Annotated in this window: 21 protein-coding genes and 1 pseudogene; 10 read left to right on the top strand and 12 right to left on the bottom strand. The window is 70.1% G+C overall.

The window, feature by feature from the left end; genetic code table 11:
• Positions 1–19 precede the first annotated feature (19 nt).
• Complete coding sequence (locus tag HL658_RS01545) at positions 20–2167, bottom strand: RNA degradosome polyphosphate kinase (RefSeq protein ID WP_180280127.1); 2148 nt, start codon at positions 2165–2167, stop codon at positions 20–22.
• A gap of 157 nt (positions 2168–2324) precedes the next feature.
• Between HL658_RS01545 and HL658_RS01540 the strand changes: the two genes are divergently transcribed.
• Positions 2325–2840 (top strand): SixA phosphatase family protein, encoded by a 516-nt coding sequence (locus tag HL658_RS01540; RefSeq protein WP_180280126.1) that lies wholly within the window; start codon positions 2325–2327, stop codon positions 2838–2840.
• Between the two features lie 61 nt (positions 2841–2901).
• Positions 2902–4452 carry a CHAD domain-containing protein gene (locus tag HL658_RS01535; protein WP_180280125.1) on the top strand — a complete coding sequence of 517 codons (1551 nt, stop codon included), beginning with the start codon at positions 2902–2904 and terminating at the stop codon, positions 4450–4452.
• 34 nt (positions 4453–4486) lie between these two features.
• Here HL658_RS01535 and HL658_RS01530 read toward each other — a convergent pair whose 3' ends face one another.
• Genes HL658_RS01530 through HL658_RS01510 form a run of 5 tightly spaced genes read right to left on the bottom strand, consistent with a single transcriptional unit; the run spans position 4487 to position 8907 of the window.
• Positions 4487–5269 (bottom strand): SDR family oxidoreductase, encoded by a 783-nt coding sequence (locus HL658_RS01530; protein WP_180280124.1) that lies wholly within the window; start codon positions 5267–5269, stop codon positions 4487–4489.
• Between the two features lie 24 nt (positions 5270–5293).
• Positions 5294–5983, bottom strand: a complete 690-nt coding sequence (locus tag HL658_RS01525; RefSeq protein WP_180280123.1) for an HdaA/DnaA family protein — start codon at positions 5981–5983, stop codon at positions 5294–5296.
• Entirely contained in the window at positions 5980–7056 is a 1077-nt protein-coding gene (locus HL658_RS01520) for an AI-2E family transporter (RefSeq protein ID WP_180280122.1), read from the bottom strand. Before HL658_RS01520 ends, HL658_RS01525 begins: the two co-directional genes overlap by 4 nt.
• Positions 7053–7613: a CDP-alcohol phosphatidyltransferase family protein gene (locus HL658_RS01515; protein WP_180280121.1), complete on the bottom strand. Its 561-nt coding sequence runs from the start codon at positions 7611–7613 to the stop codon at positions 7053–7055. The genes HL658_RS01520 and HL658_RS01515 overlap by 4 nt, the downstream gene beginning before the upstream one ends.
• A gap of 28 nt (positions 7614–7641) precedes the next feature.
• The gene (locus tag HL658_RS01510; RefSeq protein WP_180280120.1) at positions 7642–8907 is read right to left on the bottom strand and encodes a DUF2066 domain-containing protein; all 1266 of its coding nucleotides are present in this window, start codon (positions 8905–8907) and stop codon (positions 7642–7644) included.
• A 77-nt stretch (positions 8908–8984) separates the two neighbouring features.
• Here HL658_RS01510 and purM point away from each other — a divergent pair, with 77 nt between their 5' ends.
• The gene (purM, locus tag HL658_RS01505) at positions 8985–10067 is read left to right on the top strand and encodes a phosphoribosylformylglycinamidine cyclo-ligase (RefSeq protein WP_180280782.1); all 1083 of its coding nucleotides are present in this window, start codon (positions 8985–8987) and stop codon (positions 10065–10067) included.
• A complete protein-coding gene (purN, locus tag HL658_RS01500; RefSeq protein ID WP_180280119.1) occupies positions 10055–10711 on the top strand; it encodes a phosphoribosylglycinamide formyltransferase in 657 nt (218 codons plus the stop codon). Before purM ends, purN begins: the two co-directional genes overlap by 13 nt.
• Here the strand turns inward: purN and HL658_RS01495 are convergent.
• Complete coding sequence (locus tag HL658_RS01495) at positions 10695–11150, bottom strand: transcriptional repressor (protein WP_180280118.1); 456 nt, start codon at positions 11148–11150, stop codon at positions 10695–10697. The genes purN and HL658_RS01495 overlap by 17 nt on opposite strands.
• Positions 11151–11263: 113 nt before the next feature.
• On the opposite strand from HL658_RS01495, the pseudogene HL658_RS01490 reads away from it, so the two are divergent.
• Positions 11264–12187: pseudogene (locus HL658_RS01490) on the top strand (LysR substrate-binding domain-containing protein); the annotation flags it as partial.
• A 65-nt stretch (positions 12188–12252) separates the two neighbouring features.
• On the opposite strand, the gene HL658_RS36815 reads toward HL658_RS01490, so the two are convergent.
• Positions 12253–13605: an RsmB/NOP family class I SAM-dependent RNA methyltransferase gene (locus HL658_RS36815; RefSeq protein WP_246337231.1), complete on the bottom strand. Its 1353-nt coding sequence runs from the start codon at positions 13603–13605 to the stop codon at positions 12253–12255.
• 327 nt (positions 13606–13932) lie between these two features.
• Here HL658_RS36815 and mltA point away from each other — a divergent pair, with 327 nt between their 5' ends.
• The 4 genes from mltA to HL658_RS01470 are packed head-to-tail and all read left to right on the top strand — an operon-like array spanning position 13933 to position 17605.
• Positions 13933–15072, top strand: a complete 1140-nt coding sequence (gene mltA / locus HL658_RS01485) for a murein transglycosylase A (RefSeq protein WP_180280116.1) — start codon at positions 13933–13935, stop codon at positions 15070–15072.
• Positions 15069–15572, top strand: a complete 504-nt coding sequence (locus HL658_RS01480; protein ID WP_180280115.1) for a GNAT family N-acetyltransferase — start codon at positions 15069–15071, stop codon at positions 15570–15572. The genes mltA and HL658_RS01480 overlap by 4 nt, the downstream gene beginning before the upstream one ends.
• Positions 15569–16333 carry a polysaccharide deacetylase family protein gene (locus tag HL658_RS01475; RefSeq protein WP_180280114.1) on the top strand — a complete coding sequence of 255 codons (765 nt, stop codon included), beginning with the start codon at positions 15569–15571 and terminating at the stop codon, positions 16331–16333. The genes HL658_RS01480 and HL658_RS01475 overlap by 4 nt, the downstream gene beginning before the upstream one ends.
• A 9-nt stretch (positions 16334–16342) precedes the next feature.
• Positions 16343–17605 (top strand): sugar-transfer associated ATP-grasp domain-containing protein, encoded by a 1263-nt coding sequence (locus HL658_RS01470; protein WP_180280113.1) that lies wholly within the window; start codon positions 16343–16345, stop codon positions 17603–17605.
• On the opposite strand, the gene HL658_RS01465 is transcribed toward HL658_RS01470, so the two are convergent.
• Positions 17580–17996, bottom strand: a complete 417-nt coding sequence (locus HL658_RS01465) for a hypothetical protein (RefSeq protein WP_180280112.1) — start codon at positions 17994–17996, stop codon at positions 17580–17582. The genes HL658_RS01470 and HL658_RS01465 overlap by 26 nt on opposite strands.
• 192 nt (positions 17997–18188) lie before the next feature.
• Between HL658_RS01465 and HL658_RS01460 the strand changes: the two genes are divergently transcribed.
• A complete protein-coding gene (locus HL658_RS01460) occupies positions 18189–19991 on the top strand; it encodes a PHA/PHB synthase family protein (protein WP_180280111.1) in 1803 nt (600 codons plus the stop codon).
• Positions 19992–20181: 190 nt separating this feature from the next.
• Here the strand turns inward: HL658_RS01460 and HL658_RS01455 are convergent, their stop codons facing one another.
• From HL658_RS01455 to argC, 3 genes are all read right to left on the bottom strand, one after another.
• Positions 20182–20775 (bottom strand): OmpA family protein, encoded by a 594-nt coding sequence (locus HL658_RS01455; RefSeq protein ID WP_180280110.1) that lies wholly within the window; start codon positions 20773–20775, stop codon positions 20182–20184.
• A 220-nt stretch (positions 20776–20995) separates the two neighbouring features.
• Positions 20996–21514, bottom strand: a complete 519-nt coding sequence (locus HL658_RS01450) for a gamma carbonic anhydrase family protein (protein ID WP_180280109.1) — start codon at positions 21512–21514, stop codon at positions 20996–20998.
• Positions 21515–21538: 24 nt separating this feature from the next.
• Positions 21539–22591: an N-acetyl-gamma-glutamyl-phosphate reductase gene (argC, locus tag HL658_RS01445; RefSeq protein ID WP_180280108.1), complete on the bottom strand. Its 1053-nt coding sequence runs from the start codon at positions 22589–22591 to the stop codon at positions 21539–21541.
• Positions 22592–22679 lie beyond the last annotated feature (88 nt).

Genomic DNA, 22679 nt, shown 5'->3' with positions numbered 1-22679 from the left:
CCGATCGCTTTCCGTGCGTCTACGATATCGTCGTGAGCTTCAGCCTGGGCGGCGTCCGCTTGCTGGACAGCGCGCTGCCGCGTCCGGACAGGCTCGGGTTCGTCATGAAGTAGTTGTGTGCGCTGAACGCATCCGGAGCGGCGGTGTTCCGGTGATAGACTCCATCCGACTCGAGCTTCCAGGTGCTGGCCTCGTCCTTCAGGTTGGCGACCATGATCTGGTCGAGCACCTGCTCATGCACGGTGGGGTTCTCCACCGGCACCAGCGTCTCGATTCGCCGGTCGAGGTTGCGTGGCATCCAGTCGGCCGAGGAGATGAAGACCTTCGTGTGCGGGCTCGGGATGGGATGGCCGTTGCCGAAGCAGATGACCCGGCCATGCTCCAGAAAGCGGCCGATGATGCTTTTTACCCGGATGTTTTCCGACAGCCCTTTGATGCCCGGACGCAGGCAGCAGATGCCGCGGATGACGAGGTCGATCTGCACCCCCTTCTGCGAAGCGGCGTAGAGGCGGTCGATGATGTCCGGGTCCACCAGGGAGTTCAGCTTCACCCAGATCTGCGCCGGCCTGCCCGCCTCGGCGTGCGCCGCCTCCGCGTCGATCATCTCGCCCAGCCGCTGGCGCAGCGTCATCGGGGCGATGGCCAGTTTCTCCAACGACTTGGGCGTGGCATAGCCGGTCATGAAGTTGAACATGACGGCGGCGTCGTGGCACAGCGCCGGATCGCACGTGAAGAAGGACAGGTCCGTGTAGATCTTCGCGGTGATCGGGTGGTAGTTGCCGGTGCCGAAATGCACGTAGGAACGCAGCGCCTTGTTCTCGCGGCGCACCACCAGCGACACCTTGGCGTGGGTCTTGAGATCGACGAAGCCGTAGACCACCTGGGCGCCGGCGCGCTCCAGATCACGGGCCCAGCGGATGTTCGCTTCCTCGTCGAAGCGCGCCTTCAGCTCGACCAGCGCGGTGACCGACTTGCCGGCCTCCGCCGCCTCGATCAGGGCGGCGACGATGGGGCTGTCCTTGCTGGTGCGGTAGAGCGTTTGTTTGATGGCGACCACCTGCGGGTCTCGCGCCGCCTGCCGCAGGAACTGCACCACCACGTCGAAGCTCTCGTACGGGTGGTGGACCACGATGTCCTTGTGGCGGATCGCGGCGAAGCAGTCGCCGCCGAAATCGCGGATGCGCTCGGGAAAGCGCGCGATGAAGGGGCGGAACACCAGATCAGGCCGCTCGTCCACGATGAGCTGCTTGGTGTCCGACAGGCCGATCAGCCCGTCGAGGATGAACACGTCGTCGCTGGAGACGTGCAGTTCGTTGCGCAGGAACTCCCGCAGGTCCACCGCCATGCCGCTGTCGGTGGCGAGCCGGATGACGCTGCCCCGGCGGCGGCGCTTCAGCGCGCTTTCGAAGGTGCGGACGAGATCCTCCGCCTCCTCCTCGATCTCGATCTCGCTGTCGCGCAGCACCCGGAACACGCCGTGCCCCTTCACCTGGAAGGGCGGGAACAGCCGGTCGATGAACAGCCGCACGACCTTCTCCAGCTGGATGAAGCGGATGTCCGATCCCGGCAGGCGGATGAAGCGGTCGAGCTGGCTCGGCAGCGGCACCAGCGCGTCCAGATGCGTGCCCTTCACCGGATCGTGGAGCTGCAGCGCCAGCGAGAAGCCCAGGTTTGGCAGGAAGGGGAAGGGATGGGCCGGATCGACGGCGATCGGGGTGAGGATCGGGAAGATGTCGTCGAGGAACTTGGCCTCCAGCCAGTCCGTCTCGCCGTCGGTCAGCTCGTCGGGATCGACGACGGCGATCCCGGCTTCCCGCAGTTCGCCCTTGAGCTGGCGCCACACGATCTGCTGGTCGCGCATCAGCTCGGCGATGCGCAGCGTCAGCGCGGCCAGCTGCTGGGCCGGCGTCAGCCCCTCGGCGCTGGTCGAGGTGACGCCTGCGGCCACCTGTCCCTTCAGGCCCGCCACCCGGACCATGTAGAACTCATCGAGGTTGCTGGCGGAGATCGACAGGAAGCGAAGCCGCTCCAGCAGCGGGTGGTTTGGGTTGTTCGCCTCCTCGAGGACCCGCTGGTTGAAGGCCAGCCACGAAATCTCGCGGTTGATGAAGCGGTCGGGGGAATCGGCCTCGATCAGGATGGGGGCGACGTCGTGAGCGCTGGACACGGGGTGCCTCGATTCGCGTCAATGGGGGGTGCAACGGGTGACTCAAACCCAGGTTAGACCATCTGCGTTACGGTTTCAGGTTGGGCTTCGCACTTTCTGTACTATGGCACGCCGCCCACCGGATCAAGGGGCGGGCCGTGCGATGGAAGGGCACACCATGAAGACGCTGTTGCTGCTGCGCCATGGAAAATCCGCGTGGGACGATCCCGCCCTGGACGATCACGACCGTCCGCTCGCCCCGCGCGGCACACGGGCGGCCGGCCTCGTCGGGCGCCATCTGCGCGGACGGGGGGTGAGGCTCGACCTCGTCCTCTGCTCCACCGCCCGCCGCGCCGCCGACACCGCCGCGCTGACGCTGGCCGAATGCGCCCCCGACGCGCCCGTCGAACATGAACGCGGGCTGTATCTCTGCGGCACGCCGGTGCTGCTGCAACGGCTGCACGACGCGCCCGACAGCGCCACAAGCCTGATGCTGGTGGCCCACAACCCGGACATGGGCGCACTCGCCAACCTGTTGGTGGGCGAAGGCGATCCGCCCGAACTGACGGCGCTGGCCGAGAAGTTTCCGACCGGGGCCTGCGCCGTCCTGCTGTTCGGCGTCGCCCGCTGGCGCGACCTGGAACCGGGCAGCGGCCGGCTGGTCGAATTCGTCCGCCCGCGCAAACTCGCTTAACCGGAGCCGCGCCATGGGTTATCTCCACAGCGGTTCCCCCGGTCCAGCGAGGCTCCATTCCGTGACGACCGCCCCGCCGACCCCACCCCCGCCCGCCGCCGCCGCGCGGGAAGTCGAACTGAAGCTGCAGCTCGACCCGCGCGACCTGCCCCGCGTCGCCGCCCTGCCCGTCCTGCGCTCCTTGTGCGACGAACCGCCGCGGACGCGACGCCTGCGCACCGTCTACCACGACACACCCGACCTGCGGCTGGCGTCGGCCGGGGTGGCGCTGCGGGTGCGGCAATCCGGCGAGGGGCACATCCAGGCGCTGAAGACCATGGCCGGCGAAAGCACGGACGATTCGGCCGGTGTCGCCGTCCGCCGGGAATGGGAATGGCCCCTGCCCGGCGACCGTCCCGACCTGTCGCTGCTGGAGGGCTCCGGTGCCGGCGGCATGATCCCGGACGAGGCCCGCGCGCGGCTGCGCCCGCTCTTCGTCACCGACTTCATGCGAACCGTGCTTGTGGTGCGTCCCGACTCCGGCACGGTGATCGAGGTGGCGATCGACGACGGAGCCATCACCGCCGGCGACCGCACCGAGCGGATCAGCGAGGTGGAGCTGGAGCTGAAGGCCGGCCGGGTCGTCCGGCTGTTCGAGCTGGCGCTGGCGCTCCAGCGCTTCGTGCCCATGCGCATCGGCACGGAGAACAAGGCGGAGGTCGGCTACCGGCTGGTCACCGGGCGCAAGCCGCGGCCCGTGTTGCCGGAGCCGACGGCCCTGTCCCCGGTCGCCACCATGGCGGAGGCGTTCCGCCACGTGGTGCGGCAGGGCATCCGCCACACGCTGGCCAACGAGCCCTGCGCGCTCGCCGACGGCGATCCGGAGGGGCTGCACCAAATCCGGGTGGCGCTGCGCCGGCTGCGCATCGCCCTGAAACTCTTCCACCCCGTCACCCAGTCGGCGGAGACGGCCGAACTGCGGGCGGAGATCGGCTGGCTCTCCGACCGGCTCGCCCCCGCCCGCGGCTGGGACGCGCTGTCCGCCCTCCTGGACGGCGCCGACGCTGGATTGGTCGGCGCTGTGGCGGCGGCGCGGCAGGGCCCGCTGGAGGACGCCGTGGCGGCCCTGGGCTCGGCGCGCGCCAGCCGGCTGGTGCTGGCGCTCGGCACGTGGCTGGAGGATGGCGGCTGGCACGCCCGCGCCGCGGCGGAGACGCGCGCCCTGCTCGACCGGCCGATGAAGGACAGTGCCGGCCCCTGGCTGACCGCCTTGCACGCCAAAGCGCGACGCGCCGGGAAGACGGTGGGACCGTCGTCGGCCAAGGACGCGGAGAAGCTGCGGCGGCGCCTGCGCCGGCTCGGCTACGCCGCCGACTTCTTCCGCGGCCTCTACCCGCCGGCGGCGGCGCGCCCCTTCCTGGACGCCCTCCACCCGGTGCTGGCGACGCTCGACGCCCTGCACGACGCCGACACCGGACAGCACCTGCTGGCATCCCTGGCGGACGGCGAGCCCGCCTTGCGCAAACCCGCATCGGCCGCCGCCCGCCACCTCGACCGCCTCGCCGACACCCACCGCAAGGCCCTCCCCGACGTGTGGCGCGCTTGGCGCGACACGCCGGTGTTCTGGGGGTGAGCGAAGCGGCGGGCACCGGTGTGCCGGCCGGCCGTCAGACCACCGCCGGGAAGGCGCCGCCGTCCAGCAGGATGTTCTGGCCGGTGATGTAGCCGGCCTGGGTGGAGCAGAGGAAGGCGCACATGGCGCCGAACTCGGCCGGGTCGCCGAAGCGGCCGGTCGGGTTCTCGGCGCGACGGTCGGCCATCACGTCCTCGACGCTGCGGCCGCTGGCCTTGGACGCGCCGGTCATGGTGGCGCGCAGCCGGTCGGTGTCGAAGGGGCCGGGGAGCAGGCCGTTGATGGTGACGTTGTGCTTCGCCACCTGCCGCGCCACCACGGCGGAGAAGCCGGTCAGGCCGGCGCGCGCACCGGTGGACAGGCCCAGCGTGCCGATGGTCGCCGCCTTCACCTGGGCCGAGGTGATGTTCACGATGCGGCCGAACTTGCGGCCGATCATGCCGTCCACCGTCGCCTTGATCAGGAAGACGGCGGTCAGCATGTTGGCGTCCAGCGCCTTGATCCAGTCGTCGCGGTCCCAGTCGCGGAAGTTGCCGGGCGGCGGGCCGCCGGCGTTGTTGACAAGGATGTCGGGGTCCGGACAGGCGGCGAGTGCGGCGGCACGCCCCTCCTCCGTGGTGATGTCGCCGGCGACGGCGGTGACGCTCACACCCGTTTCCTTGCGGATCTCCTCCGCGGTCGCCTCCAGCGAGTCGACGCCGCGGGCGGTGATGGTGAGGTGCACGCCCTCACGCGCCAGCGCCAGCGCCGACGCCTTGCCCAAACCCTTGCTGGCCGCGCAGACCAGCGCGCGGCGCCCGGCGATTCCGAGATCCATGGTCCCGTCCTTCCCTTCTTGGTGTCATGTCCGGTCGAGGTCCGCCAGCACCTCCCGCACCAGCGGGACGGTGATGGCGCGGCGGGCGGCGAGCGACAGCCGGTCGGTCGCCGCCACGATGCGGCCCGCGGCGTCGAGCGAACGCTCCATGCGCGCGAGCAGATAGGTGATGACATCCAGTCCCGGGCGGAGCTGGCGGTCGGCGAACAGCTTGACCAGCACGGCGGCGAGCAGCGCGTCGTCCGGCGCCTCCACCCCCACGGCCGGGGCCGCCTTGACGCGGGAGCGCAGGTCGGCCAGCCGCATCCGCCAGCGCGACGGCGGCCTGCCCGACAGCAGCAGCAGATGGCCGCCGGCGTCGCGGGCGAGGTTGTAGAGGTGGAACAGCGCCTCCTCCCGCGCCCTGCGACCGGCCACGCGGTCGGCGTCGTCCACCGCGACGGCGCGGGCATTGCCCAACAGCCCCGGCAGGTCGGCGCGGTCGAGATCCTCCCCCGACACCAGCGTCGCGTGGCTGCGCGCGCGCCAGACATGGGCGAGGTGGGTCTTGCCGCAGCCGGCCGGGCCGAACAGCGTCAGCGCCGGGGCCGGCCAAGCCGGCCAGGCGTCGAGCCAGGCAATGGCCTCGGCGTTGCTGGGGGCCACCAGGAAGTCGTCCCGCCCGCTCGCCGGTCGGTGGCCGAGATCGAGGGGGAGCTGGGCGGGAAGGCTCATGGCAGGGGCGGACCGGCGTTCGTCCCCCGGTAGTAGGGGCTTTGCAGATATTGCCCCAGGGCGAAGCGCGTGAGAACACCGATGACGGCGGCCACCGGCACCGCCAGCAGCACGCCCACGAATCCGAACAGGCTGCCGCCGGCCAGCAGGGCGAAGATCATCCACACCGGGTGCAGCCCGACCTTGTCGCCGACCACCTTGGGCGTCAGCACATTGCCTTCGACCGCCTGCCCGAACAGGAAGATCGCGGCGACGACCACCACGCGCCAGGGGTCTTCGAACTGCATCAGTGCCAGCCCCACCGCCGACGCGAAGCCGAACAGCGATCCCACATAGGGAATGAAGGACAGGAAGCCCGACAGCAGCCCGATCACCAGCCCGAAGGTCAGCCCCGCCGACGACAGCGCGACCGCGTAGAAGCTGCCGAGCACCACGCACACCAGCGCCTGCCCGCGCAGGAACCCGGCCAGCGTGTCGTCCACCTGCCGGGCCTGCTCACGGATGGTGGATGCGTGCATGCGCGGCAGCCATTGGTCGACCTTCGCGACCAGCAGGTCCCAGTCGCGCAGCAGGTAGAAGGCGACGACCGGCGTGATGAACAGGACCGACAGCACATCGAAGAAGGCGAGCCCGCCCGACAGCACGCTGCGCAGCACCTTGGCCACCCAGCCGACCACGTCCATCGCGTGCTGCCCCGCGGCACCACGCAGACGCTCCACATCCTCCGGCGACAGGTTCTCCACGAAGCGCATGATCAGCGGCTCGACCCGCGCGCGGAAGGCGGCGGCGTAGCCGGGCAGCACCTCGATGAGTTGGGCGGTCTGCGCCTGGATCAGCGGCACCAGCAGCAGCGCGAAGGTGACCAGCACCACCACGAAGGACAGCAGCGACAGCGTGGTGCCGAGCCAGCGCGGCAGGCCCCAGTTCTCGAAGCGGTCGACCAGCGGATCGAGCAGATAGGCGATGGCGAGACCGGCCACGAAGGGCAGCAGCATGCCGGCCAGCACCCACAGCACCGCCACGAAGAGCAGGAAGCCGATCAGCCAGAACCGGATCTGCCGCGCCTGACTCATTCCAACCCTCCGTGCCGGCTGAACAGCAGGCCGCCGCGGGCCACATAGGCGATGCCGGAGGCGACGGTCGTCGCCGCGCACAGCCAGACCAGGGTGCGCACCCCGTCCACCCCGAACAGCTCCGGCTCCGGCAGGCCGAGCCCGGCCGGGGCCAGCACCGCGGCGGCCAAGGCGATCTGCATGGCGGTGTTCACCTTGCTGATGCCCAGCGGCTGCATCGCCAGGGATTCCTTCAGCGTGTAGAGCAGCATCACCCCGCCCACGATCATCACGTCGCGGAACACCACGAGGATGACCAGCCACAGCGGCAGTTCACCGATCGAGGCCAGGGCGACATAGACGCTGACCAGCAGAGCCTTGTCGGCGATCGGGTCGAGGTAGGCGCCGAGCACCGTGCGGGCCCGGAACATGCGGGCGATGGCCCCGTCCAGCGCGTCGGACACCCCGGCCGCGAAGAACACCCAGAAGGCGGTCGCCAGATCGCGCTGCAGGATGAAATAGACGGCCACCGGCACCGCCAGCAGCCGCGCGAATGTGATGATGTTCGGAATGCTCAAAACGCCCTCTCCCCAGCACCGGGCACGCTCACAGCCGCGTCGGCGTGCCGACGCCGGGCCCCGGAACCGCGGGCGACGGGGTGACCGGCACGCTGCCGGCACCGGTCAGCGGCGCGATCTGCCAGAGCTCCTCGACCGGCGGGGGCGGCGGCTGGATCTGGCCGGGGGGCACCGGCTGGTTGACCAGCGGCGGACGCGGCGGGGTGGGAAGCTGTTCCAGGCTGAGGTCGCGGCGGGCCAGCAACTGCTTCAGCCGCGGAATGTCGCCGCGGTAGGTCAGCGCGATGCGCGCCTCGTAGCGCGACAGGCCGAGCACATCGGTGCGGGTGATGGCGTTCACCCCGGTCAGGCGCTTGCGCACCTCCATCCATTCCGACAGGCCGCCGATCGGCACGCTCACCAGCAACCGCTGCTCGGGGCCGGCCACCGTGGTGTTCTCGCGGCGCCACGCCTCGTCGATGGCGGCGGAGGTCTGGATCACCGCGCGCGTCATCAGATCCTCGGGCCGGTCGGCGGCGTCGGCCTTCACGGTGATGGTCTGCTGTTCGCGCGGCTGATCGGCGGTGTAGCGGCTGATCTCGACCGAGAGCTGGCCAGCCGGCACGGCGCCGCCTTCGGCGAGGTCCGTTCGCACGACGATCGCGCCGGCGGCGTTGTATTTCTGGGTGATCCGCCGCATCGCCTCCGCATCGCCCTGCATGGCGGACTCGACGTTGATGGCGGCGATGTCGTCCAGTTCCCCATAGGGCACCAGCAGCGGAACCAGGGACCCGCCCTCCGGCCGCGCCTCCCACGCGTTGCGCCAGGCGCTGCGGTCCTCCCACAGCATCGGCCGGCCGCCGATCACGGTGACGGGCAGCAGCACGAAGGGCCGCGTCGGCGGCTCGGCGTATTGGGCGCCGGTGCCGGCGAGCACGTCGCGCACCGCGGCCGGGCGGAAGCGCACGGTCATGGAGCCGAGATAGCGGGTGGCCGACACCCGCTCCTCGTCGATGGAAAAGCCTTGCACCAGCCGGGAAAGGTCCACGTCCGACATGCGCGGGGCGTTGCCGCCGCCGGGCGCGATCCGGCGGTACAGTTCGTCCCACGCCTTCCGCTGGGCCTGGTTGATGGCCTCGTCGCGGGCGGCGTTGGCGTTGGCGGCGCTGACGTCCACGGCGATCCCGGACACGGTGAAGGCCTCCGTTCCGGCCGGGGCCGCCGGGGCCTGCGCCATCGCGGCGGGCACGGCCGCAAGGACCAGGAGCAGGGCGAGAAGACCCGTGAAAAGCCGGGGAACGCTGCGGTGGAGCATTGCAATGCCTTCCGGTTGGTATATGGTGCGGCCGTTTCGTTCGGCCCGGTATATAGCCCAGCCCAAGCGAGGATACCATCGGCACCCATCCCTATAACACGCCGGACGCCTACAAGCAGGCGGGCGTGGACATCGATGCGGGCAACGCGCTGGTCGATGCGATCAAGCCGCTCGCCAAATCCACCGCGCGCCCAGGGTCGGACGCCGGTCTGGGCGGGTTCGGCGCCTTCTTCGACCTGCGCGCGGCCGGCTTCACCGACCCGCTTCTGGTGTCCACCACCGACGGCGTCGGCACCAAGCTGAAGGTGGCGATCGAGAGCGGCCGGCACGACACCGTCGGCATCGACCTCGTCGCCATGTGCGTGAACGATCTCGTGGTGCAGGGGGCGGAGCCGCTGCTCTTCCTCGATTACTACGCCACCGGCAAGCTGGAGGTGGAGGCGGGCCGCGCCATCGTCGCCGGCATCGCCGAGGGCTGCCGGCAGGCCGGCTGCGCGCTGGTGGGCGGCGAGACGGCGGAGATGCCGGGCATGTACGCCCACGGCGACTACGACCTCGCCGGTTTCGCCGTGGGTGCGGTGGAACGCGACCGGGTGCTGACCGGTGCGGACGTGGCCGACGGCGACGTGGTGCTGGGCCTCGCCTCGGCGGGCGTGCACTCCAACGGCTACTCGCTGGTGCGCAAGCTGGTGGCGGACTCCGGCCTCGCCTACGACAGCCCCTGCCCGTTCGAGACGGGTACCACGCTGGGCGAGGCGCTGCTGACCCCGACCCGCATCTATGTGAAGAGCGTGCTGGCCGCCACCCGAGCCGGCACGGTGAAGGCGCTGGCCCACATCACCGGCGGCGGCCTGATCGAGAACATCCCGCGCGTGCTGCCCGACGGGCTGGGCGTGACCTTGGACGCGTCCTCCTGGCCGCTGCCGCCGGTCTTCGACTGGCTGATGCGCACCGGCGCCATCGCCCCCTTCGACGTGGCCCGCACCTTCAACTGCGGCCTCGGCATGGTGGTGGTGGCCGCTGCCGACAAGGCGCAGGAAGCGGCGGAGATCCTGGCCGAGGGCGGGGAGACGGTGTTCATCGTCGGTCGCGTCCACGCGGTGGCCGAGGGTGGCGCGCGCGTGACGGTCGAGGGAATGGACCGGGCATGGCGCGTCTGAAGGTCGGCGTCCTGATCTCCGGCCGCGGCAGCAACCTCCAGGCCCTGCTGGACGCCGCGGGCGATCCGTCCTTCCCGGCGGAGATCGCGCTGGTCCTGTCGAACAAGGCCGACGCCTTCGGGCTGGAGCGTGCGGCGCGCGCCGGGGTGGCGACCGCGGTGATCGACCACCGCGCCTTCCCCAAGGACAAGCCGGGCTTCGAGGCGGCGATGACCGCGGCGCTGGATGGCGCCGGCGTCGAACTGGTCTGCCTGGCCGGCTTCATGCGGCTGCTGTCGCCATCGTTCGTGGAGCGCTGGCACGACCGGCTGATCAACATCCACCCGTCGCTCCTGCCCTCCTTCAAGGGGCTGGACACGCACGAGCGGGCGCTGGCCGCGGGGGTGCGGCTGCACGGCTGCACCGTGCATTTCGTCCGCGCCGAGATGGACGACGGCCCGATCATCGTGCAGGCCGCCGTCCCCGTCCTGCCCGGCGACGACGCCCACAGCCTCGCCGACCGCGTGCTCGGCGCCGAACACCGCATCTACCCGCTGGCGCTCCGCCTGATCGCCGAGGGCCGGGTGACGGTGGAGGGCCAGCGGGCAACCGTGACCGGCCACCCGTTGCCGGACATTCCGGCGCTGGTCAACCCGGCCCCGTGACCGACGGCGCGCCGCCGCCCCCCTCCGCCCGCACCCGCACCAGCACCTCCACCCGCCCCGGCGGTGGGTCGCCCAGATGGCGCAGAAGCTCCTTCAGCCCCGGCGTGTCGGGCGGCAGATGCTCCATGCGGCCGCTGTCTTCGCAATAGAGGCGGCCGATGTGGGCGGTGTCGGTGTCGAACCAGGTCCGCTCGGAATCGATGGTGATGGCGCGCAGCAGCCCGTGCCGCACCAGCGCGTGCAGCGTGTTGTAGACGGTGGCGCGGGAAACCGGGATGCCGGCCTCCAGCGCCTGCTGGAACAGCTCGTCGGCGGTGACCGGCCGGTTGCCGCGGCCGAGCAGCAGGCCAAGCAGCATGAGACGCTGGCGGGTGGCCTTCAACCCCACGCCGCGCAGGCAGCGCACCGTGGCGCCCAGCGGGCGCGGCGGCGTCAGCATCGGTGTGTCTCCTCCCTCCCTGGACCGCGCCGTCTGACTTTGTGCCTAGGTCCCTACCCGCTGGTACCGGTCGCGATCCTTCTGGAACTGTTCTAAGCTAACGCACGGACACCATGTCCTGGAAATCGATTGGTTCGATCATGACCATCGACGCGCTCTATCGCCGGTCCACCATCACCCTGACCGATCTGCGCTATCTGGTCGCCGTTGCGGACCATGGGCATTTCGGCCAGGCCGCCGACGCCTGCGCCGTGACGCAGCCGACGCTCAGCATGCAGATCGCCAAGCTCGAGCGTTGCCTGGGCGTCGACCTGTTCCGGCGCACACACCGGCAGGTCCGTCCGACGCCGGCCGGCGAACCCCTGATCGACCAGGCGCGGCGCGTCCTGAAGGAAGCCGATTCCTTCCGCCGTCTCGCCGACCGTGCGGCGGAGCGGGCGGACGGATCCCTGCGGCTGGGGACGACGGCGACACTGACCGCCGCACTTCTGAGCTGGCTGGTGCCCGTGGCGCGGCGCTGCTGGCCCGACATGACATTGGCACTGCGCGAGGATTCGCGCCCCGCCCTGCTCGAACAGCTCGCCGGCGCGGATCTCGATGCCTGCCTGCTGGGGCTGCCGGTGGAGGCGGAGGGCTGTGCGGTCGTGCCGCTGTTCGACGAGCCGTTCCTGGTGATCCTGCCCGAGGCGCACCCGCTGGCCGCATCCGCGGCGCTGGATGCCGGCAGCCTTCCGCCGGAACCGCTGCTGATGCTGCCCAAGGGCCACGGGCTGCGCGCGCAGGCGATGGATGCCTGCCGCCGCTGGCTCCGCGGCATCGAGCCCGACGAGGACCAGCGGGCGACCAGCCTGGAAACGATCCGCGCCATGGTCGCCGCCGGGGTCGGCTGGAGCCTGTTCCCCGCCACCGCGCTGCACGGGCTGCCGCTGTCCGGCATCGCCGTGCGGCCCTTCCGCCACCCGGGGCCGACACGCCGCGTGGCGCTGCTCCACCGCGCCGACAGCCCGCAGGTGGACCGGCTGATACGGCTGGCCGACGCCGTCCGTGCGACCCTGCCGCCGGGCGTCCTGCCGGTCGGCGGGAGTGATGGCGACGGGCCGGCTCAGTCCGCGGCTGCTTCCTCCACCACCACGGCCGATGCGGGAGCCTCCTCCGCCCTGCGTTCCAGCACGGCGGCGAAGAAGCCGTCGGTGTTGTGGCGGCCGGGGGTCAGGCGCAGGTAGGGACCTTCCACCGGGGCGCGGCCCCAGCCGGCCTCGTCCCACACCGTCGAGGCTGGCATCACCGTGAACTCCGGATGAGTGGCGACGAAGCCTTCGATCTGGCGCTCGTTCTCCTCCGGCAGCAGGGAGCAGGTGGCGTAGATCAGCCGCCCGCCAGGCCGCACCAGCCGCGCCGCGCTGTCGAGGATGTTGGCCTGGAGCGGCACCAGTTCCGACAGACCCGGGCCGAGCGGGCGCCAGCGGCTGTCGGGGTTCCGGCGCCAGGTGCCGGTGCCGCTGCACGGGGCGTCCACCAGCACGCGGTCGAACTTGCGCTTGTGCCGCTTCACCCATGGGTCGCGCTCGCTGGTCAGCGGGTGCGGCTCGATGTTGTGGAGGCCGGCGCGGCGGAAACGCTCTGCCGCCCGCTTCAGGCGTCCCTCCAACACATCGCAGGCGACGACGCGTCCCTTGTTGTTCATCAGCGCCGCGATGGCCAGGGTCTTGCCGCCGGCCCCGGCGCAGAAATCCACCACCTGCATGCCCGGCTTCGGCGCCACCGCCAGCGCCACCAGCTGCGAGCCCTCGTCCTGGATCTCCACCAGCCCCTTCTTGAAGGCGTCCACCGCCGCCAGCGGCGGGCGGCCCTTCACACGCAGCCCCAGCGGCGACAGGCGGGTCGGCTCCGCCTGGATCTGGGCGGTGGCGAGCGCGCGGACGGCGGCCTCCCGGTCGGTCTTCAGCGGATTGATGCGCAGGTCGAGCGGCGCCGGTTCCAGCAGCGCCTGCATCTCCACCGCGAACCGGTCGCCCAGAGCGGCGCGCAGCGGCGCCTCCGCCCAGTCCGGACACTCCCCGCGCACCGTATCGGACATCGCCGGGTGTTCCAGGGTGTGGGTGTCGAGCGCCCGGGCCAGCTTCGCCTCCGCCTCGTCCCACGGCTCCGGCGCGAATTTGCCGCCGCTGAAGAGCTGGCCCACCTCGGCGGCGCGGCGCCCATCGCCGACGATGGCGTTGGCGATGACGCGGGCCCGCGGGTCGGCATTGTGCCCTTCCCGTTCCAACCACCAGGACAGCCGGGCGTGCCGGCGCAGGATGGCGTAGGCCGTCTCCGCCACCGCGTTGCGGTCCTTGGAGCCGATGTAGCGACGGGAGCGGAAATAGGCGCTCATCACCGCGTCGGCCGGACGCGGGGTGGCCTCGATTTCGGTCAGCAGGTCGATCACCGCCTGCAGGCGGGCTGCGGGAGTCATCCGGGATCCTCGGGAATGCAGCCGCGAAATCGGGCCGGAGGTGCGTGGAATTTGTCGATAACCCGTTTCGCTCCACCTTGTCACCGGCCGACTTGCGGACGCGGGGCTGCTCTGTGCCGATGGGCTGTACCCTGCGGCGCCGATCTCCCCCTGCGCGCGGCCGTGACAACGCGGCCGGATTACCCATTTCGATCGATGACGCGTTGACGCACCCCGTTCGGAGACAGCATGATGCCGGCCGGAACGTCCGCTCGCGCCCAAGTGGCGCCGATGCAGGGCGACTCCGCGTCTTGGCGAATCCTCGGGGACGGTATGGCGAGGCAGGCGATGGCGGCGTGCGTCGGCGGTGGCGTGATGCGTGCGCTCGGTCTTTGTGCAACCCTTGTGCTCGGCGCCTGCGCCGGTCAGCCCACCGTCAGCGGTATGCGCGATCCGGCGCACCGGCCCTCACTGGACCAGGTCGCACCCGATTTCCGCAGCCTCGCCGGCTGGGTCGACGACGACCATTCGCAGGCGGTGCCCGCGCTGCACCGCACCTGCTGGTGGGTGGACCGCCAGCCCGCCGAAAAGCCGATGGGCGACCACCCGGCCGCCGGTATCGTCGGCGACTGGAAGCCAGTCTGCACCGCCGCCCGCGCCCTGCCATCCGGCGACCCGGAGACAGCCCGCGTCTTCTTCGAGACGCATTTCCGCCCGGTCGCCCTGACCGCGGCGGAGGACGGGCTGTTCACCGGCTATTACGAGCCGATGCTGCGCGGAAGCTGGACGCGCACCGAACGCTACAACGTGCCCATCTACCGCATGCCACCGCGTGGCAAGAACGGTCTGCCCAGCCGCGCGCGCATCGCCGCCGGGGCTCTCGCCGGGCGCGGGCTGGAGCTTCTGTGGGTGGACGACGCGATCGACGCCTTCTTCCTTGAAATCCAGGGGTCCGGCCGGGTCCTGATGGCGGATGGCAGCGTCATCGGGCTGAGCTACGCCGGGCAGAACGGACACAGCTACTTCCCCATCGGCCGCCACCTGATCGACGAGGGCTACGCCACGCGGGAGGAGATGTCGCTGCAGTTCATCCGCCAGTGGCTGCACGCCCACCCTGGCGAGGCACGGCGCGTCACCAACCTCAACCCCAGCTACGTCTTCTTCAAGGTCCGAACCGAGGGTGAGCCGCGCGGCGCCCGCGGGATGGAGCTGACGGCCGGCCGCAGCCTGGCCGTCGATCCCGATTTCGTTCCCATCGGCCCGCCCCTGTGGTTGGAGTTGAAGGAGGCCCCGGTGCCCGGCGGCGCCATCCGCCGCCTCGTCCTGGCGCAGGACACCGGCGGGGCGATCAAGGGCGCGGTGCGCGGCGACCTCTTCTGGGGCAGCGGAACCGAAGCGGAGGCCGGAGCCGGCACCATGAAGGCGCGCGGCCGCTACACGCTGTTGGTGCCGCGCGCCACCACGGTGCAGACGGCGCAGCGCCGGTGATCCTCCGCCTGACCGACATGCCGGACCGCCCTGCGGCGCTCGATGCGCTGGCGGCGATCTTCTTCGCCTCGGCGCTGCGCCAACGCTTCGCCGACGACGCCGAACGGGCCGCGTTCCTGGACACCTGGACCGGCTGGTACGTGCGGGAAGCGCCGGGGGACGTGCTGCTCTGGGTCGATCCCGACGGCCGCATCGCCGGCTATCTGACCGGCTGCCGGGACAGCGCGGGTGCGGCGGCCCTGTTCGACACGATCCTGGGCTATGGGGTCTTCGCCGACCGGTTCGCCCGCTTTCCAGCCCACCTGCACGTCAACGTCCGTCCCGACCGCCGCGACGCCGGCATCGGGGCGCGGCTGATCGAGGCCTTCGCCCGACACTGCGGTACCGGACTGCACATCGTGACCGGTGCCGGCGCGCGGAATGCCGGCTTCTACCGGCGCAACGGATTCACCGAGGAGGAGACGCGCGGCCCGCTGCATTTCATGGGACGCGACGCATGACACGCCTTTTCGTCGCCGCCGCCCTGCTGCTGGCAGCCTGGCCGCTGCGCGCGGAGGAGGTGGGCTGGGTCGCCTCCCACGGGCGGGCCGGCTTCGTCACCGCGCATCTCTATCCGGGGGCCGCGATCACGCTGGCACCCCAGCATCTGGCGGCCCCGATTGTGGCGCTGACCTTCGACGACGGGCCGCACGGCACAAACGACCCGGCGATCCTGGAGATCCTGCGCCAGCACAAGGCCGCTGCCACCTTCTTCCTGATCGGCCGCAACGCCGCACACCATCCCGATCTGGTGCGGGCCATGGTCGCCGACGGTCACGAGGTGGGCAACCACACGAACGATCACATCCGCCTGTCCCAACACACCGCCGTCGAACAGGCCGCCACCATCGCGCAGGCCAACGCCGCGCTGGTGCTGGGCGGGGCGCAGCCGCGCTGGTTCCGTCCGCCCTTCGGCTCGCTGGACAGCGACACCGTCGCCATCGCCCGCGCTCAGGGGCTGGAGACCATGCTGTGGACCGTGGATTCCAAGGATTACCGCAACATCCCCGCGGCGACGGTGGAGGAGCGCGTCATGGCCGGCCTGACACCCGGCGCCGTCGTTCTGCTGCACAGCAACCACCACAACACGGTGGAGGCCCTGCCCAACATCCTGGCCCGCGGAGGGGCGCTGGGGTACCGGTTCGTCACGCTGACGGAATGGAAGGCTTGGATGGAGCGGGCAAGCTTCGTGGCGGCGGCGGTCAAGGCGCCGGGTCCGTAGGGTACGGACATGTTACAGCTCGCGAAGCGCGCACGCCGGTTCGCCGCGACGTTCTGGCGGGGCCTCCCCATCGACGGATGCGGGCTCCTGTGTGGCGGCGGTCCCACGGAGATGGCCCGGGTCCACCGTCGGGTCGCGGGGACGACATGGCGCCGGCTTCCCTGGTGGATCCGGCCCGTCGCAACGATCACGGCACGCGCGGCGTGGCTCGTCGCCTGCCCGATCAGGGCTTGGACAGTGGTGCGGCGGGAACCCGCCGATGCGGCCGGAACTCTGGTCGATCTGACACTCGTCGGCTGGACGCGCGGCAAGGATCCGGCGACGACGCTCCTGCATCGCAAGGCCGCGGGCGACCATCGGCGGTTGGCCGACTCCTGCCTCGATGACCGGCAATCGGTGCGGATCTGGTCCGTGCTGGCCGATCCGTCGGATCGGGCCGTGGCCAACGACAAGGCCGCCACGGCGCAGAGACTGGGCGCACTCGGCATCGCCACCCCGCGGACATTGGCGATCATCGCCGCCGGGTCCACGCCCGACCTCCGTCACGCCCCATGGGCCAGCGGGGATCCGCTCTTCGTGAAGCCGCGCGACGGGATGGGTGGGTTCGGAACCCTGTTGATCCGGCCGGCCGGGGCTGGGCAATTCAGCGTCGACGGCGCGCCCGCCCAGCCGGGGGCGACGGTCTCACGGCGGCTGGCCGGCGCGGCGCGGCGGTGGGATCTCCTGGTTCAGCCGTTCCTGCCGCCGCACGACGAGCACGCGGATCTCAGCCCGCATGCGCCGCTGGGTCTGCGGGTCAATGTGGTCCGCGGGGCGGACGGAGCGGCGCGCGTCTTCTCGACGAATCTCCGCGTCCAGCCCCCGGGACGGTTCGCGCTGACCGCCCAGCGGGGAGCCCTGATGGTCCCGTTCGAGCCGGCGGGGGACCGGCTTCTCGACGGCATGCTCTTCGTTCCGGGGTTTTCACGCGGCGGCACCGTTCCTTGGAACGGTGCCGCGCTGCGGGGGCGGCGGATCGGGGATGTGACCGAAGCCTGGGAGATGGCGTTGACGGCAGCTGCCGCATTTCCCGGCCTACCCGTCATCGGGTTCGACCTGCTGCTGACACGGGCCGGGCCGGTGATGTTGGAAGCCAACTGGGGGCTTGCCTGGAGCGGGATGCATCTCATGCATTTCCAGACCGGTCTGGAATCCGCTTTGCCACACGCCATCTGCGCTTGGCTCGACCGCGTGGAGCGGTCCTCCATCACCCCCCGGACTGCCCCGGCGTGATCACCGCGGGCGGCGGCACCGCCATCGGCTGGACCGGCAGGCGCGGGTCCTCGCGGACGGTCTGGGCGGCATCACGGTTGCGCTCGCGGACCCGCCGCAGGCTCTCGATGTCGGCTTGACGCTCCGTCAGGGAGCGGATGTCGGTGGGACGCGGCGGCACCGTGCCGAGGTTTGGGTATTCCCGGTTCTCACCGGTCATCGAGCGGATCAGGCCCGGCTCGTCCGGGGGTGGACCATCACCGGTCACATAACCGATGGGGCCGGCGTCGAGCATGCGGTCGCTGCAGCCGGCGAGCGGTCCGGCTGCCAGTGCCACGGCCAGGGCCAACGCGGCCGACCGCCACGCCCGCCCGATCATCCCCTGCCCTGCCCCGTCGATGCAGCGTGCCATGACCATCCTTGCCCGCATAGCGGCCGTGCCCTTGATGCCGCGACCGTTAAGCGAAATCTTAAGATCACAGGTTTACCACGCGCCCTGGGCACCTTTGTGTCGCGCCACGAACGCGTGAAAATCCGTCACAGGCTCTGTATAACCTCCGCCGGTGCCCCAACTAAAGTCCAAATCACAACAAGGACCAGCCCCATGGCCGAACCGCAGGCCCCCGACGTGAAGCTTCCCGATCCGGTGGAAATGTCGCGCGCCATGACGCGCATCGCCGAGCAGAGCCAGCGGCTCGTCACCGACTTCCTGTCGCGCCAAGCGGCGGACGGGAAGAGCGTGCCGTCGTCGCTCGATCCAATGGGCGTCGGGCACGCCTTCCTGGAGATGACGGCCCGCATGATGGCGGACCCGGCCAAGCTGATGAAGGCGCAGATCACGCTGTGGCAGGATTACATGACCCTGTGGCAGCACACCACCCAGCGCCTTATGGGGCAGGACCCGAACCCGGTGATCGCGCCGGCCAAGGACGACCGCCGTTTCAAGGACAGCGCCTGGGACGAGAACACGCTGTTCGACTTCATCAAGCAGTCCTACCTGCTGACCGCCCGCTGGATGCAGTCCACCGTGCAGGGTGTCGACGGGTTGGACGACCACACCGCCAAGAAGGTGGATTTCTACACCCGCCAGTTCGTGGACGCGATGGCACCGTCCAACTTCGTCGTGACCAACCCGGAGGTGCTGCGCACCACCATCGAGACGGGCGGCGAAAACCTGGTGAAGGGGCTCGAGCATCTGCTGAAGGACCTGGAGCGCGGCAAGGGCGAGCTGCGCATCTCCATGACCGATTACGACGCCTTCCAGGTCGGCAAGAACATCGCGGTCACGCCGGGCACGGTGGTCTTCCAGAACGACCTGATCCAGCTCATCCAGTACACGCCGACCACGGCCGAGGTGGCGAAACGGCCGCTGATGATCGTGCCGCCCTGGATCAACAAGTTCTACATCCTCGACCTGCGCGCCAAGAACAGCTTCATCAAGTGGGCGGTGGACCAGGGCCACACGCTGTTCATGCTGTCCTGGGTGAACCCGGACGAGCGGCTGGCCGCCAAGTCCTTCGAAGACTACATGATCGAGGGCGTGCTGGCGGCACTGGACGCCATCGAGAAGCAGACCGGCGAGCGCGAGGTGAACGCCATCGGCTACTGCCTGGGTGGCACGCTGCTGGGCTCCACACTGGCCTACATGGCGACCAAGGGCGACGACCGCATCAAGTCCGCCACCTTCTTCACGACCATGCTGGACTTCACCGAGGCCGGCGAGCTGTCCGTCTTCATCGACGAGGAGCAGCTCACCCACATCGAGAAGATGATGGGCGAGAAGGGCTATCTCGACGGTTCGCAGATGGCCACCAGCTTCAACATGCTGCGGGCCAACGACCTGATCTGGTCGTTCGTCGTGAACAACTATCTGCTCGGCAAGGACCCCTTCCCCTTCGACCTGCTGTACTGGAACAGCGATTCGACCCGCATGCCGGCGGCGATGCACAGCTTCTACCTGCGCAACATGTACCAGCGGAACCTGCTGGCGCAGCCGGGCGGGGTGACGCTGGGCGGCGTGCCGATCGACCTGCGCGCGGTCAAGACGCCGACCTTCTTCCTGTCCACCCGCGAGGACCACATCGCGCCGTGGAAGTCCACCTACGCTGGCACCCAGCTCTTCTCCGGCAAGAACAAGTTCGTGCTGGCCGCCTCCGGCCACATCGCCGGTGTCGTCAACCCGCCGGCGGCCGAGAAATACTGTTACTGGACCAACGCCAAGCTGCCCAAGAACTCCGACGAGTGGCTGAAGGGCGCCCAGCAGACCCCCGGCTCCTGGTGGCCGGAGTGGCAGAAATGGGTGAGCGGCTTCGCCGGCGGCAAGGTCGAAGCCCGCGACCCGGCCAAGGGCGGCCTGCCGGTGATCGAGGAGGCGCCGGGCGCTTATGTGAAGACGCGCATCGGGTAATCGAGCAAGCTTTCCGCACCCGGCTCCCACCCAAACCCTCCCCCGCTTGGCGGGGGAGGGCTTTTTTGTCCCCTCCCCCCGTCGAAGATGGGGGGAGGTCGGGAGGGGGGCGCAATGCGGACACGCACCAAAGAAAAAAGGCCCGGAGCCGAAGCTCCGGGCCTTTTCCTGGTCCGGACCGCGGGTCGTCTTAGGACGACGGAGCGCTGGCGCTGCGGTTCAGGATCTGCGCACGGCGGTTGGACGGCTCGCGCACGTTCGGGCCGGTCTGCACCAGGAGCTGGGTCTCACCCTTGCCCTCGGTGGTGACGTTGGCGGCCGGCAGGCCCAGGGCCACCAGACGCTGCTTCACGGCCTCGGCGCGGCGCATGGACAGACGCTGGTTGTAGGCGGGCGAGCCCGACGTGTCGGTGTGGCCGACGACGTGGATCTTCGTGGTCGCGCCACGGCCCCAGGCGGTGACCGCGTCGCCGATGGTGCGCTCGGCGGCCGGGGTGATGTTGGCCCGATCCCAGTCGAAGAAGACCAGGTATTCGGTCTGCGGGCGCGCCGCCGACGGAGCCGCCGGGGCGGCCGCGGTCTGGCAGGCGTAGGAGCCGGCATGGATGACCGGCACGCCACCGGCGCTGGTGACGGACGTGTCGCCCCAGCCCTTGGACGTCATGACCGGGTTGCACCAGCCGTTGAAGCTCTTCTCCTGAGCGGCGGCCGGGACGGCGGTGAGGAGACCGCCCGCGACCAGAACGGCGGTGGCGGCCAAAGCAGAACGAATGTGCATATTCATGTAACGACTCCCTCCGAGATCCCTCGAATGCGGCGGTGCGTGCGAAGGTCGCACTCCGGCGCTGGCGCCGCAATCAACGAGCACCATACCTCACACTATTCCCAAACACGCTGGCAAAATCCATGTTCCGGGCGCCTTTCCGGTGGTCGCCGTTGCGTTTTTGCGGCATGAGCGACCGAAAAGCCACGGTCGGTTGGACCACGGCGAGTCGTCGTCGAGCTTACGCTTTCCTGTAGACCTGCGCCAGTTCCACATAACCGCCGGACAGCACCGAAAAGGGCGCCAGATCCTCTTCGGTGAGCTCGCGGATGGCCCGGGCGGGCGATCCGGCCCACAGTTGACCGGACTTCACCCGCTTGCCGGGGGTGACAAGGGCACCAGCGGCCACCATCGCCCCCGACTCGACAACGGCACCGTCCATCACGCAGGCCTTCATGCCGATGAAGCAGCCCGATTCGAGCGTGCAGGCATGGATCAGCGCCATGTGCCCGATGGTGATGTCGTCGCCGATGTAGGTGCCCTGCCCCCGCTTCGACACATGGACGACGGTGCCGTCCTGGATGTTGGTGCGGGCGCCGACGCGGATTTCGTTCACGTCGCCGCGCAGCGTGCAGCCATACCAAACGCTCGACTCCGGCCCGATCACCACATCGCCGATGACCGCCGCGGTGTGGGCGATGAAGGCCGTCGGGTCGATGGTCGGCAGCACGCCCTGGAAGGGCAGGATCACACCCGTCATGGAACCATCCTCACGGGAACATCCTCATGGGAACATGGCCACGCCGTCGATCCCGGTCGTCTCGCCGAGTCCCAGCATCACGTTCATGTTCTGCACCGCCTGGCCCGAGGCACCCTTGACGAGGTTGTCGATGACCGACACCAGGATCGCCCCGCGCGGCGTGCGGTCGGGGACCACGCCGATCAGGCAGTGGTTGGAGCCGCGGACGTGCCGGGTCGCCGGCACCACGCCGGCCGGGGTGACACCGACGAACGCCTCGCCCTCGTAGCGGGCGGTCAGCGCGGCACGCAGGTCGTCGGCGGTCACGCCGTCGGCCATCTTCACGTAGATGGTCGCCAGCATGCCGCGGTTCATCGGCACCAGATGCGGCGTGAAGGACACGGTGACCGGGCGGCCGGCGGCCAGCCGCAGCTCCTGCTCGATCTCCGGCATGTGGCGGTGGTGGCCGACGCCATAGGCGTTGAAGCCCTCCGACACCTCGGTGAAGAGGTTGGCCTGCTTGGCGTCGCGGCCGGCGCCGGATACACCGGACTTGGCGTCGATGATGATCCCACCCGGCTCGATCAGGTTGTCGAGCAGCAGCGGCATCAGCGGCAGCAGCGCGGAGGTCGGGTAGCAGCCGGGATTGGCGACCACGCGCGCCTTGCGCACGCCCTGCCGGTTCAGTTCGGTGAGACCGTAGGCGACCTCCTTCTGGAGATCCTGCGCCCGGTGCTCATGCCCGTACCAGGTCTTGTACTCCTCCGGCTCGGTCAGCCGGAAATCGGCGGACAGGTCCACCACCCGCAAATTGCGCGGCAACCCGGCCACGATCTCCTGCGTGGTGCCATGCGGCAGGGCGCAGAAGACGAGGTCGAGCTTGTCCCACGACACATCCTCGATCTTCACGAGGTCGGGCAGACCCAGCCGGCCGAGATGGGGGAAGACCTCGCCCATCGGCTTGCCGGCCTGACGCTCGGCGGTCAGCGCGCCGATCTCCACCGCGGGGTGGCGCAGCAGGAGGCGCAGCAGTTCCGCGCCGGTGTAGCCGGAGGCGCCGAGGATGCCGGTGCGGATCTTGGTCGTGACGTCGGCCATGGACGGATTTCCCCAAAAAGGCGTGTCGGACAAGCGGAGGTGTGCACAAACGAAAGGGGCGCCCCTTGCGGGACGCCCCTTCCATACT

Origin of the sequence: Azospirillum oleiclasticum (assembly GCF_013423485.1) — a bacterium.
In the GTDB taxonomy this organism is placed as follows: domain Bacteria; phylum Pseudomonadota; class Alphaproteobacteria; order Azospirillales; family Azospirillaceae; genus Azospirillum; species Azospirillum oleiclasticum.
The sequence above is the reverse complement of the archived record's forward strand: the minus strand, read 5'-3'. Positions and strand labels throughout refer to the sequence as shown.